This window comes from Glaciihabitans sp. INWT7 (genome assembly GCF_014217685.1).
Taxonomy (GTDB): Bacteria; Actinomycetota; Actinomycetes; order Actinomycetales; family Microbacteriaceae; genus Lacisediminihabitans.
In genome coordinates this window covers 2,486,296-2,499,916 of the sequence record NZ_CP043653.1, presented here as the reverse complement: position 1 = coordinate 2,499,916, position 13,621 = coordinate 2,486,296, and the positions used below count along the sequence as shown (strand labels likewise).

The 13,621-nt window shown below is 65.0% G+C and carries 9 protein-coding genes and 1 riboswitch; of the genes, 7 read left to right on the top strand and 2 right to left on the bottom strand.

The features are described 5' to 3' along the window. The first annotated feature begins 101 nt into the window (after positions 1-101). A riboswitch (glycine riboswitch) is annotated at positions 102-192 on the top strand. Positions 193-327: 135 nt separating this feature from the next. The 3 genes from gcvT to gcvP all read left to right on the top strand — a co-directional run bounded on the left by gcvT (position 328) and on the right by gcvP (position 4,729). Continuing rightward, on the top strand, positions 328-1,464 hold the full coding sequence (gcvT, locus tag F1C58_RS12045) for a glycine cleavage system aminomethyltransferase GcvT (RefSeq protein WP_185201335.1): 1,137 nt from the start codon (positions 328-330) through the stop codon (positions 1,462-1,464). 2 nt (positions 1,465-1,466) lie between these two features. After that, positions 1,467-1,838 carry a glycine cleavage system protein GcvH gene (gene gcvH / locus F1C58_RS12040; RefSeq protein WP_185201334.1) on the top strand — a complete coding sequence of 124 codons (372 nt, stop codon included), beginning with the start codon at positions 1,467-1,469 and terminating at the stop codon, positions 1,836-1,838. A gap of 92 nt (positions 1,839-1,930) precedes the next feature. After that, positions 1,931-4,729 (top strand): aminomethyl-transferring glycine dehydrogenase, encoded by a 2,799-nt coding sequence (gene gcvP, locus F1C58_RS12035; RefSeq protein WP_370543714.1) that lies wholly within the window; start codon positions 1,931-1,933, stop codon positions 4,727-4,729. A 718-nt stretch (positions 4,730-5,447) separates the two neighbouring features. Here gcvP and F1C58_RS12030 read toward each other — a convergent pair. Beyond that, complete coding sequence (locus F1C58_RS12030) at positions 5,448-6,257, bottom strand: CPBP family intramembrane glutamic endopeptidase (protein WP_255461089.1); 810 nt, start codon at positions 6,255-6,257, stop codon at positions 5,448-5,450. Between the two features lie 256 nt (positions 6,258-6,513). Here F1C58_RS12030 and F1C58_RS12025 point away from each other — a divergent pair, with 256 nt between their 5' ends. From F1C58_RS12025 to F1C58_RS12015, 3 genes are all read left to right on the top strand, one after another. Continuing rightward, positions 6,514-8,286 (top strand): ABC transporter family substrate-binding protein, encoded by a 1,773-nt coding sequence (locus F1C58_RS12025; RefSeq protein ID WP_185201333.1) that lies wholly within the window; start codon positions 6,514-6,516, stop codon positions 8,284-8,286. Between the two features lie 206 nt (positions 8,287-8,492). Next, positions 8,493-10,025, top strand: a complete 1,533-nt coding sequence (locus F1C58_RS12020) for an ABC transporter permease (RefSeq protein ID WP_185201332.1) — start codon at positions 8,493-8,495, stop codon at positions 10,023-10,025. Further along, positions 10,025-11,092: an ABC transporter permease gene (locus F1C58_RS12015; protein WP_185201331.1), complete on the top strand. Its 1,068-nt coding sequence runs from the start codon at positions 10,025-10,027 to the stop codon at positions 11,090-11,092. Before F1C58_RS12020 ends, F1C58_RS12015 begins: the two co-directional genes overlap by 1 nt. A gap of 20 nt (positions 11,093-11,112) precedes the next feature. Here F1C58_RS12015 and F1C58_RS12010 read toward each other — a convergent pair whose 3' ends face one another. After that, positions 11,113-11,739, bottom strand: coding sequence for a PH domain-containing protein (locus F1C58_RS12010; RefSeq protein WP_185201330.1), 627 nt, complete (start codon positions 11,737-11,739; stop codon positions 11,113-11,115). A gap of 86 nt (positions 11,740-11,825) precedes the next feature. On the opposite strand from F1C58_RS12010, the gene F1C58_RS12005 reads away from it, so the two are divergent. Next, positions 11,826-13,604, top strand: coding sequence for an ABC transporter ATP-binding protein (locus F1C58_RS12005; RefSeq protein WP_185201329.1), 1,779 nt, complete (start codon positions 11,826-11,828; stop codon positions 13,602-13,604). Positions 13,605-13,621: the final 17 nt, after the last annotated feature.

Below are 13,621 nucleotides of genomic sequence, written 5' to 3'. Positions count from 1 at the left end.
ACTGACGATACCGAGCGATTGACCACGGCGGGCGGTCGACCCCGAGGCGACGCTGCACTGTTCCCTTGCTAGGCTGGCCCCACAATCGAAAACTGGGCCGCACACGCGATGCGGGAGAGTCCGACCCCGGTCGGGCACCGAAGGAGCAAGCCTCCCCGCCAATCTCTCAGGTCTACGTACCGCATCGAACTGGCCACTCTGGAAAGTGGATGACCGGACTCTCGAGTCCGCCATCCCGCCGAAGGTGAAAGCGCTCCGGCGTGAAACTCTCAGGCCCATGACAGAGGGGGAGTTTCATCCGCAGCCCGCGCGCGCCAGGAGAACTCCGTGCCAGACAAGAACGTGACCGAGAAGACCGAAGAACGATACTCACCGCTCAATGGTGTCCACGTGGAGGCTGGCGCGAGCTTCACCGACTTCGCGGGCTGGCAGATGCCGGTGCGCTACTCGAGTGATCTCGCCGAACACCACGCGGTGCGCACGGCGGCCGGCCTCTTCGATCTGTCCCACATGGGCGAGATCGTGGTGCTCGGGCCGGAGAGCGCCGATGCCCTGGACTACGCCTTCGCCGGCAAGATCTCGGCCGTCGCCATCGGCCAGGCGAAATACAGTCTTCTGCTCGGCCGGGAGGGCGGGATCATCGACGATCTTGTCGTCTACCGCACCGGCGAGGACCGGTTCATCGTCGTGGCCAACGCATCCAATCGCGAAGCGGTCGCTGCCGAACTGCTCGAGCGCACCGCGCCATTCGACTGCGAGGTGTTCGATGAGAGCGACGACATCGCGCTCATCGCGATCCAGGGACCTAAATCGTTCGAGATCCTGAGCCAGGTACCGGGCATCGTGGTCGCCGGTCTCGCCGACCTCAAGTACTACTGGTCGACCCCCGGCCAGTTCGAGGGGCACGAGATCCTCGTCGCCCGCACGGGATACACCGGCGAAGACGGCTTCGAACTCTATATCGCCCCGGATGCCGCAACAGCACTGTGGCGCGCGATCGCGGAGACCGGCGCCGGCAGCGGACTGGTGCCGGCGGGTCTCGCCAGCCGCGACACCCTGCGCCTTGAAGCGGGGATGCCGCTCTACGGCCACGAACTCGGTCTCACCATTTTCCCCGTGCAGGCCGGCCTCGGTCGGGTCGTCAACCTCAAGAAGGAGGGCGACTTCGTCGGTCGCTCCGCGGTCGAGACCGGACCGGCCGAGGGGGCTCGCGTCCTCGTCGGCCTGCGGGCCGAGGGCAAGCGTGCCGGTCGCGCGGACTACCTCGTGCTCGATGCCGATGGCGCAGAGGTGGGGGTGGTCACCAGTGGTGCGCTCAGCCCCACTCTCGGATACCCGATCGCGATGGCCTACGTCGATCCCGCCGTGCGTGAACTCGGCACTGAACTGTTCTTGGATGTGCGCGGAACCCGCGTACCGGCATCCGTCACCGCACTTCCCTTTTATCAGAGAGAGGCCAAATAGTCATGGCTGAACAGAACACCCTTCGTTACACGGCCGAGCACGAGTGGCTCGAGGTGCAGGGCGACATCGCGATCGTTGGCATCACCGCCTATGCGGCGGAGAAGCTCGGCGATGTCGTCTTCGTCGATCTGCCCACGGTGGGGGCCACCGTCGCGAGCGGCAAGATCGTGGGCGAGATCGAGTCGACCAAGTCGGTCGGCGAGCTCTTCGCCCCGGTCGACGGCACGGTCACCGAGGTGAACGACGCCGTCGTGGCCAATCCCGAACTCGTGAACAGCGACCCATTCGGTGAAGGCTGGCTCATCAAGGTGAGCTTCACCGAACTTCCGTCTCTCCTGAGCTTCGACGAGTACACCGCGCTGGTGGGCGAGTAGTGGCCGGCGTCGACCTGCTCACGCAGAACCTCTTGGCCACCGGCGGTTTCGCCGAGCGCCACATCGGAACGGACGCCGCTGCACAGTCCACGATGCTGGGCGCGCTCGGTTACAAGACTGTGGATGAGCTCGTGCTCGCCGCCGTGCCGGCATCCATCCACGTCGACGGGTTCCGCGCCGCCGCCGACTCTGTGCTGCCGCCCGCGGCGACCGAGCGCGAGGCGCTCGCCGAACTCCGGGTGCTCGCCCGCAAGAACACGGTCAATCGCTCGATGATCGGTCTCGGCTACTACGACACCATCACCCCGGCCGTGATCAAGCGCAATGTGCTGGAGAACCCCAGCTGGTACACGGCCTACACGCCCTACCAGCCGGAGATCTCCCAGGGGCGTCTCGAGGCGCTCATCAACTTCCAGACGATGGTCACAGACCTCACCGGCCTCACCACCGCAAACGCATCGATGCTCGATGAGGGCACCGCAGTCGTGGAGGGCATGATGCTCGCCCGTCGCGCCTCGAAGCTCGAGAGCAACACCTTCATCGTCGATTCGGATTCTCTTCCCCAGACCCTCGCGCTGCTCGAGAACCGTGCGAGCGCCGTCGGTATCGATCTGGTCGTGCTCGACCTGGCAGAGCTTCCGCGTGACGCGATCGACCTTCCTGAGGCCTTCGGCATCTTCGTGCAGTACCCGGCCCGTTCCGGCCGGGTCTGGAACCCGAGTTCGGTCATCGCCGCAGCGAAGGCGAAGGGTGCCCTCGCGGTGGTCGCCGCCGACCTGCTCGCCCTCGCCCTCATCGCCTCACCCGGAGATCTGGGCGCGGATGTCGCGGTCGGCACCAGCCAGCGCTTCGGCGTTCCGATGGGCTTCGGTGGGCCGCACGCGGGCTACATGGCAGTGCGGGCTGGGCTCGAACGCCAGCTCCCCGGTCGACTCGTCGGAGTCTCGCAGGATGCCACCGGGCATCCGGCCTACCGTCTCTCACTCCAGGTGCGCGAGCAGCACATCCGGCGTGATAAGGCCACGTCCAATATCTGCACCGCCCAGGTGCTCCTCGCTGTCATGGCCTCGATGTACGCGGTCTATCACGGCCCGCAGGGCCTGCGGCAGATCGCCACCCGGGTGACCCGCCTCACGCGGGTGCTCGCCCGGGCCGCCTCGGAGGCCGGTCACACTGTCGTCTCGGCGAACTTCTTCGACACGATCACGCTCCACACCAAGACGAAGGCCTCCCGGCTCGTCGAGCGGGCGCACTCCGCCGGTTACCTCATCCATCTCGTCGATGAGGATCACGTTCAACTCTCCGCAGACGAGACGACCACTCTCGACGACGTGCGCGCCATCGCACGCATCCTCGGCGAGGATCTCGCCGACGAGACCGTGCCCGACGATCTCGAGTGGATCCCCGTCGACCTCGAACGCAGAAGTGCCTACCTCGAGCACCCGGTGTTCAACACCCACCGGTCCGAGACCTCGATGATGCGCTACCTCAAGCACCTCGCCGACTACGACTACGCGCTCGATCGCGGCATGATCCCCCTCGGATCGTGCACCATGAAGCTCAATGCGGCCACCGAGATGGAGGCGGTCACCTGGCCAGAATTCGCTGGGCTCCATCCCTTCGCCCCCGAAGCGGATGTGGAGGGCTACCTTCAGCTGATCGACCAGTTGCAGGGCTGGCTTGCGGATGTCACGGGCTACGACTCCGTCTCGCTTCAGCCGAACGCGGGAAGCCAGGGCGAGCTCGCCGGGCTCCTCGCCATCCGTGGCTACCACCGCTCCCGCGGCGACAGCCAGCGCACGGTCTGCCTCATCCCGCAGAGCGCCCACGGCACGAACGCGGCTTCCGCGGTGCTCGCCGGCATGCGCGTGGTCGTGGTGGCCTGTGACGAGCTCGGCAACGTGGATGTCGACGACCTCCGCGCCAAGATCGCCGAGCACTCCGACTCACTCGCAGCCCTCATGATCACCTACCCCTCGACGCACGGTGTGTACGAGCACGAGGTCGGCACGATCTGCAAGGCCGTGCACGACGCCGGCGGCCAGGTCTACGTCGATGGTGCGAACCTCAACGCCGTGCTCGGGTTCGCCCGCTACGGCGACTTCGGCGGGGACGTCTCCCACCTCAACCTTCACAAGACCTTCTGCATCCCTCACGGCGGCGGCGGTCCGGGCGTTGGCCCGGTCGCGGCGAAGGCGCATCTCGCGCCGTTCCTCCCCGGTCATCCGATGGCGCAGCGCGAGCTGCACGCGGGTGCTCCCGTATCCGCGGCCCCCTACGGCTCACCGAGCATCCTTCCCATTAGCTGGGCCTACGTGCGCATGATGGGCGCCGACGGACTCCGGGAGGCGACCGGAGCGGCCGTCCTCGCCGCCAACTACGTGGCCGTGCGCCTGCGCGATCACTTCCCGGTGCTCTACGCGGGTGACAACGGACTGGTGGCGCACGAGTGCATCCTCGACCTCCGTCCCCTCACCGAGGCGACCGGCGTCACGGTCGACGATGTGGCCAAGCGCCTCATCGACTTCGGATTCCACGCCCCCACGATGTCTTTCCCAGTCGCGGGAACCCTCATGGTCGAGCCGACGGAGAGTGAGGACCTCGACGAGATCGATCGCTTCATCGATGCGATGATCGCCATCCGGGCCGAGGCGGATGCCGTGGCCTCCGGCACCTGGCCGCTCGCCGACAACCCCCTCCACAACGCCCCGCACACGGCGCAGTCCGTGATCGAGGGGGAGTGGACGCACCCGTACAGTCGCGAACAGGCCGTGTATCCGGTGCGCAGTCTCATCCGCTCCAAGTACTGGCCGCCGGTGCGTCGTATCGACAACGCCTACGGCGACCGCAACCTGGTCTGCGCCTGCCCGCCACCGGAGGCTTTCGAGTAGGGCGCCTGCAGGCCTAGCAGCGGGAGCCGGCAAGCGCATCGAGACCCGGGGCCTCTCCCCGGAGTGCCCGAGCGCTGGCAAACTTCTCGACGTGAAACTTTCGCGCGAACGGACTACACCCGCCAGGTCGCGGTTCGTCGGGCGCTCGGTCGGCCAGACCAAGAACTCGCGGGGCCGTCGTAGCCCGTCAGGGTATCGACCCCACCACTTCTTGCCGTTCTGAACCGATTTTGGATGAGAAGTGTCACGTCATCCATGCGCCGGACCGATCGCGAGCTTCGTCCTCAGCACGCCCCCGCTCGATGGGGGACTGAAGGTGCTCGAGGGTGTCGCGCTTTTCGCGCGCGACCTCGTCGAGAACCTCCGCCGGGATTCGCGTCGGGACGGGCTGCTCACGTGCTCGTCGCCTTCAAGATTCCTCGCCCTGGGGATTCCTCGCCGTGTGGGTGACGACGGATGTGGTGGTATCGCACCGCTCGGCGAATCGCCGGTCCAAGAAGGAACTACGCGTTCTCGAGGGGATTGCCGACGCATCCGCACGAGGGCGCTGTCACATCGTGTCGCCAGAAATGACCCGGCGCGTTCTCGCGGCGGGTACGTGCCCTCGCGGCGGGAGACACGACTCCCTCCGCGAGGGCTTTGTACCGCCGTGACGCGTCGTTTATCCCGCCACGACCGCGACGCGCTCAGTGGGCCGGGTCCGGCACTCGTGCGAGCGTTACTTCGCCACGCCGAACAGCCCCGGGAACGCGGATGCCGCCCACGGGTACCCCACGAAGATCGCGGTGTCGATCACGAAGTGTGCGATCACGAGGGGCAGCACCCGGCCGTAGCGGGAGTACAGCCACCCGAACAGCACGCCCATGGCGAAGTTGCCGACGAACGCACCGAAGCCCTGGTAGAGGTGGTAGGTGCCCCTGAGCAGCGCGGCCGAGAGGATGATCGGCCACGTCTTCCAGCCGAGGTCGCGCAGCCGGGCGAACAGGTAGCCGATCACGATCAGCTCTTCCTGCAGGCCTGCGCGCAGAGCCGAGAGCACGAGGATCGGGATGGTCCACCAGTACGTATCGAGAGGGGACGCGGATACGGTCACGCCGACTCCGAGGGCCTTGCCACCCAGATAGACGAAGATGCCGGGGATCCCGATCAGGAGCGCGAGTCCGAGCCCGAGCAGGGAGTCACGCCCCGGACGGTCGAATGCGAGGCCGAGGCGCGCGAGGTGCGGCCTCGCGCTCTGCCACAGCAGGAAGCAGACGAGGGCGACCGGAACCAGGTCGAAGAAGATGGCGAGGAACTGATAGATGAAGTCGAAAATCGCGCGATTGTTCAGCGAGTTATTGAGAGACTGAACCTGCTGCGAGAGGGGCGTGGGTCTCGTCAGACTGTCGGCGAGGGACACGATCGAATAGACCGCCGACGCACCGAGCGACAGGCCGAGCACGAGAACGATCTCGCCTCTGATTCGCCTTCGGGAGGGTGCATCCACCGGGTCGAAAACTGTGGAATCCGACAAAGGTGGCACTGGCACGGTTTCGATGCTACGCCCTCTATTCGGTCAGTTCACACTTTGAGACACCTCGGAATCGCAATATTTGTGCGAAATCTCCCAGCAGCGCGCAATGAATCTTCCCCGGGCGCAACAATTTGTTAGGTCTGTTACCACTGTGTAACGTTTGCCTCTACAGTTTGGCTCGGGGAGCACCCCCTACTTAGGGTTCTTCTATCTAGCGCGGCAAAACGCTAAGGATCGTGCTGCCGTTTGCTCATCTTGCACAGGAGGAAAATTGAAAATCAGAGGAAGATTGGCGCGTAATGCGATCGCAGTCGTCGCCATCGCCGGCGCCACGGCATTCGCGCTCGCCGGGTGCACAACATCCGGTACGCCGACCCCCACCACAGCAAAGGGCGGAACCGTCACGGTGGCAACGGTTAACGACTTCACGTCGTTCAACTACAACACCCCGGATGGGAACCTCGACACCAACGGGTTCGTGTCCTACATGACCACCGGCGGTTTCTACTACGTCGACCCGAAGTTCAAGGTCATCTACGACAAGTCATTCGGAACTCTGACCAAGACGTCGGACTCCCCGCTGACCGTCAAGTACACGCTCAAGAAGGGCCTCAAGTGGTCCGACGGCAAGCCGATCACCGCGGACGACATGGCGCTCACCTGGGCGATCAGCACCGGCTTCTACGACTCCGGAACCACGGACGACAACGGTGACGTCACCTCCGGTACCAACTACTTCTCCACCGCCGGTAGCACCGTCGCCCTCAACGGTCCCTCCTTCCCGGTGATCAGCGACGACGACCTGTCGATGACGATGAAGTACTCAGACCCCTACGTCGACTACGCGATCTTCTCCCCGATCTCTCAGCCGGCTCACGTCGTCGCAGAGAAGGCCGGCCTCAAGAGCGCGGCCGACCTCACGGCACTGCTCAAGAAGCTGCCGAAGGGCGACCCGGCCAAGCCGGCCGCTGCCGACCCGACGCTGCAGAAGGCTGCCGAGTTCGTCAACACCGGATACGACGTCACGGCGATGCCGACCGACAAGTCGCTTCTCGTCTCCAGCGGACCGATGGTCGTCTCCGACTTCGTGCCCACCCAGTCCCTCACCCTGGTGAAGAACAAGTACTACACGGGTGACCACGAGTCCAAGGTCGACAAGATCGTGCTCCGCAACATCCCGGACGCCAACGCGCAGGTCTCCGCACTCGCCAACGGCGAGGTCGACGTGATCAACCCGCAGGCATCCGCCGACACGCTCACCGCCCTCAAGTCGACGAGCGCAAAGGTGATCGTCGGATCGCAGGCGTCGTACGACCACCTCGACCTGTCGTTCAACGCTCCGGTGTTCCAGGACGCGAAGGTGCGTGAGGCGTTCCTCAAGACCATCCCGCGCCAGCAGATCCTCGACGCGATCGTCACGCCGGTCGACCCCAAGGCGAAGGTGCTCGACTCCGAGCAGTTCCTGCCGCAGCAGTCCGGTTACGCCGACTCGGTCAAGGGCAACGGTTCCTCCGCCTACGACAAGGTCGACATCGAGGGAGCCAAGACGCTCCTCGCCGGTGCGACCCCGACGATCAAGTTGATGTACAACACCAACAACCCGAACCGCGTCGATGAGTTCCAGGCCATCCAGGCCTCGGCAACCAAGGCCGGCTTCAAGATCGTGGATGCCGGATCGCCCGACTGGAGCAAGAAACTCGGCGACGGAACCTACGACGCCGTTCTCTTCGGTTGGATCAACCCGGGTTACGGCTACGCCGGTGTCCCGCAGATCTGGTCGACCGACGGTGGCGGAAACTACAACGCCTACAAGGGCACGGACAAGCTGGCTCTCTCGACCCAGTCGATCCTCGACACCAAGAAGATCGATCCGATCCTGCAGAAGATGGACAAGCAGGCGTTCGATGACGCCTACGGCCTTCCTCTGTTCCAGCTGCCCGGCATCACCGGAGTAACGAGTCGCATCACGGGTGTCGACACGTACTTCGCTGGCCAGACCGGCCCCTTCTGGAACTTCTGGGAGTGGACCGTCAAGGGTAAGTAGCACTGAATCGGTGACCTGCGGCTCTCGGTACACGACGAGCCGCAGGTCACCGCTTTCACGCCGCCGGGCAAATCCTTGGTGGCGTGGGTAAGATTCTTCAGTCCCGTCCGTCACAAACGGACCGTGGACCCCCGTAACATTTCCAGTGCCGGGGAGGCGACGAAGCCTTCCGTACCGGATAACCGAACCAGCAAGGTACCTATTCGATGGTGAGTTTCATCCTGCGGCGAATTCTCGTCTCAGTCCTCGTGCTGATCGCGGCGTCGTTCATCATGTACATGTTGACCGCGTATTCCGCGCACCCCCTCGATGACCTGTTGCAGAGCAACGCTCTCAACAAGGAGAAGCTCATCCAGGCCCGCATCCAGGCGCTGCAGCTGGATGTCCCGCCGCCGCTGCGGTGGTTCCTCTGGATCGGCGGCGCCGCGAAGTGCCTCATCCCACTCGCCAACTCCTGCGACCTCGGGCAGACCATCTCGAAGGCGGAGGTCATCGACATCCTGCCCCGGGCGATGCAGTCCACCGTGCAGCTCGTCGCCGGCGCGCTGATCCTCGCGATCATCCTCGGACTGGCTCTCGGCATCATCACCGCCCTTCGCCAGTACAGCGGCCTCGACAACGTGGTGACCTTCACGAGCTTCTTCCTCTTCTCGCTTCCCTCGTTCCTCATCGCGGTGCTCCTGAAGGAGTTCATCGCCATCGGGTTCAACGACTTCCTCGCCGATCCGATCATCGCGATCGGGGTCGTGATAGGGATCGGGTTGGTGCTCGGGCTCGTCGTCCAATCGGTGATCGGCGGCGAGATGCGGCGAAGACTCGTCGTGGGCGGTGCCACCGCGGTGATCTCGGCGATCGTCCTGTACGCGATCTCCCTTTCCGGATGGCTGTTGCACCCCGGCCTCGGACCGATCGGCATCTTCCTGCTCGCCGGAGGTATCGGCGTGGGGACGACCGCGCTCGTCGCGGGCCTCCGGAATCGTCGCGCGCTCATCACGGCCGGAATCAACGTGGTGGTCGCGATGATCGCCTACTTCAGCCTCCAGGGCCTGTTCGACATCTCCTCCGCCGGCACGCTCGTCATCCTCGCCATCGTCACCGTTGCCGTCGGCCTCGTCACCGGCTTCCTGATGGGCGGCTACGACCGCGGACAGTCCGTACGGGTCGGAGCGATCACGGCGGTGCTCTCCGGCGGACTGGTGCTGCTCGACCGCTTCATGCAGTCGTGGCCGCTGTACCTCAGCGATACCAACAATCGTCCGATCGCGACCGTCGGCAACCAGACGCCGAACCTCGGTGGAAACGTGTGGGAGTCGGGGATCGACACCTTCACCCACTTCCTGCTTCCGACGATCGCCCTCCTGCTCATCTCCTTCGCCAGCTACACCCGCTACGCGCGCGCCGGGATGCTGGAGACGATGGGCCAGGACTACGTGCGCACCGCGCGGGCCAAGGGACTTCCCGAGCGCACCGTCGTCGTGCGCCACGCCTTCCGCAACATGCTCATCCCCATCACGACCCTCGTCGCCTTCGACGTCGGAGCCCTGCTCGGTGGGGCGATCATCACGGAGTCGATCTTCGGCATCCCCGGAATGGGCCAGTTGTTCTTCGCCGGCCTCGGCCGCGGAGACCTCAACCCGGTGATGGGGTACTTCATCGTGATCGCCGGAATGGCGATCCTCTTCAACTTCCTTGCCGACCTGGCCTACGCGGCCCTCGACCCGAGAGTGAGGGTTCGCTGATGTCCAACGACGAATCGACCACACTGGCCGCAGAGGCCATCATCTCCGAGAACAAGCCGCCCGAGAGCCAGGGTCGCCTGATCTTCAAGCGGTTCTTGGCCAACAAGGTGGCCGTGGGCGCTCTCGTCCTTGTTTTCGTGATCGTGATCTTCTCGATCTCCGCCATCGGGCTCGGTCCGATCCACGGCTGGTGGAAGTACGGCTACACCGATCTCAATGACCAGCAGAACCAGGGCGCGCCGACGATGTCGCTACTGCCCAAATGGCTCGGCGGCACCGGGATCGAGATCGGCAATCATCCCTTTGGGCAGAATCGCATCGGCAAGGACTACTTCGCCATGACGATGCGCGGAATCCAGAACTCCGCACTGGTGATGGTGGTGCTCGGAGGAATCGCGACAATCATCGGGGTGTTCGTCGGGGCGACCGCCGGGTACTACCGCGGCAAGACCGACGCGATCCTCATGCGCATCACCGACGTGTTCATCGTGATCCCGGCCCTCGTGATCGGTGCCGTGGTCGGAAACGCCTTTGGCGGATTCGGAGCGGCGACGCTGGCGATCATGCTCGGCTTCTTCTCCTGGATGGGTATCGCCCGTCTCGTGCGGGGCGAGTTCCTCTCCCTGCGTGAACGCGAGTTCGTCGAGGCGGCCCGCGTTGCCGGGGCATCCGATGCACGGATCATCTTCCGTCACATCCTCCCCAACGCCCTCGGTGTGGTGATCGTGAGTGCGACGCTCATCATGGCCTCCGCCATCCTGCTCGAGACCGCGCTGAGCTATCTCGGGTTCGGCATCCGGGCGCCCGATGTGTCTCTCGGCAACCTGATCTCGAGCAACCAGTCGGCCTTCCAGACCCGACCGTGGCTGTTCTGGTGGCCAGCGCTGTTCATCGTGTCCCTCGCGCTCCTCGTCAACTTCGTCGGTGACGGTCTCCGCGACGCTTTCGACCCGCGCCATCGCCGCTTCAAGCTTCGTCGCATGCAGGAAGAGCGCCTCAGCATCGCCGAAGACGAGAACGTGCGCGCCGGCGACGACAGCGACCTGATCGACCCCGGCACGAAGTGACCGAGCGGCGGATCGCCCGGCTAGGCGATGAGAAGCGCCGGCACCGAGGAGACGAGCAGCGCGACGATAGCGGCTATCGAGTACCAGTGCCAGTGCGTCGTCACCCGGGTGGAATCGGCGACGCCGGCCTCGATCTGACCGGATACCTGCAGCAGTTCCCAGCGCGATCGCACCACCTCGGCGGCAGCGCCGGACTCGCTCGACGGAAGGTCTCCCGGACGCACCTTGTTGGTGCTGTGCGGTGCGGTGCGGCGGATCTCGCGCTCGGCGACCGCCGCGCTGCGATAGCCGAACGACCTTCCGGGCGACGGCGCAACCCACACCTCGATCTTCCGACCGGGAGTGAAGAGCGTGAGGGCGAACTTGGTGTCGATGTTCACGAGAGCATTCCAGGGCACGTGAACCGCACGAAACGGGTTCGTCACGACCACGCCCTCGTCGCTCACCACGAGCAGCGGTCGCCAGAGCGCCTCCCAGACCAGCAGGTTCACGAGAGCCAGCGGCACGAGGTAGGCGAGCTGATCCGGTCGATTGATGAAGAAGAGCGACACCGCGATGATCAGGGAGATCACCCAGACTCCGATCGCTATCGTGCGATTGAAGCGGGAGGCGATGGTCTCTCGCTCTGGACCGGGCAACTGGGGCATATTCCCATCGTCTCAGGCCCGGCTCGAAATCCCCACCCAGCCCCACACCGGAACACCGGCGCACGTATTGCACGAAAGGCACAGTCATGACCGAGACCCCCGCGACCGCTTCGACGGATGCTGCCACCCCGGTTCTCGAGGTGACCGATCTCAATGTCGACTTCGGCGTCGACAACCAGTGGGTGCCGGCCGCCCGCCACATGAACTACCGGATCATGCCGGGCGAGGTGCTCGCTCTCGTCGGTGAGTCCGGTTCGGGGAAAAGCGCCTCATCGATGGCCCTTCTCGATCTTCTGCCTTCCAACAGCCGCATCCGGGGCAGCATCAAGCTGAATGGCGAGGAGATCACCGGCATCCGCGCGAACCACATGCGACGCATCCGCGGTGGGGAGATCGCGGTGATCTTCCAGGAGCCGATGACGGCGCTGAACCCGGTCTACACGGTCGGTTCGCAGATCATCGAGACCCTTCGCGTGCACTACGGCATCGCGCCCTCAGAGGCAAAGAAGCGCGCGATCGAGCTGCTCGGCATGGTCGAGCTCCCGGATCCGCTCAAGGCATTCAATTCCTACCCGCACCAACTGTCGGGCGGCCAGCGCCAGCGCGCGATGATCGCACAGTCGATCTCCTGCGACCCGACGCTGCTCATCGCCGACGAGCCGACTACCGCACTGGATGTGACCGTGCAGGCCGAGATCCTCGACCTGCTCCGCAGCCTGCGCGACCGCCTCAAGAGCGCCATCCTGCTGATCACCCACGACATGGGCGTGGTCGCCGACATCGCGGACTACATCGCCGTGATGAAAGACGGCGTGATCGTGGAGACGGGAACGGCGCTCGAGATCTTCTCGAACCCGCAGCATCCCTATACCAGGGCGCTTCTCGCCGCGGTTCCGCACCTCGGACAGCGCGCGGGAGAAGAGATCGATACGAACGCCGCGCTTGCAGCCGACACACCCGAGGCGCGTGAGCGGATCGCGGTGAGCGATCGAGCGAGCGGAGCATCCCCGGTCGCCGCACGGGACACCAGGCCTGTCGTCCTCGATTTCGACGATGTCGTCATCGAGTACCCGAAGCACGGTCGAGTGCCCGCCTTCCGTGCCGTCGATCACGTCGACCTGCAGGTGCACTCCGGCGAGGTCGTCGGCCTCGTCGGCGAGTCCGGTTCGGGCAAGACGACCCTCGGTCGCGCCGCGATCGGGCTGCTTCCGATCACCGAGGGCACCCTCACGGTCACCGGTCAGAACATCTCGAAGGCCAATCGCGAGGAGATCCGTCAGCTGCACAAGAAGGCCGGCATCGTCTTCCAGGACCCCGCCTCCTCGCTCAACCCGCGGATGCCCGTCGGGGACAGCATCGGCGAGCCACTTCTCCTCGCCAAGCAGATGAAGGGCCAGGCACTGTTCAACGAGGTCGAGCGCCTGCTCGACAGCGTCGAACTGCCACGCGCCTATCGCGGACGTTTTCCGCATGAGCTCTCCGGTGGGCAGAAGCAGCGCGTCGGCATCGCCCGGGCGATCGCGCTGAAGCCGCAGCTCTTGATCGCGGATGAGCCCACGAGCGCTCTCGACGTGTCGGTGCAGGCGCGGGTGCTCGAACTCCTGCAGGGTCTGCAGCGCGAGATGCAGTTCGCCTGCCTCTTCATCACCCACGACCTCGCCGTCATCGACGTGCTGGCCAACCGCATCGCGGTGATGCACCAGGGCAAACTGGTGGAGGTGGGAAGCCGTGACGAGATCTTGCGCAACCCGACGCAGCCCTACACCCAACGCCTGTTGGCCGCTGTGCCGCTTCCCGACCCCATCCTGCAGCGCGAGCGCCGCGAGAGCCGACGCGAACTGCTGCGAGCGGGATCCTCCGAGTAAGACAGGGGGCTGTCGGG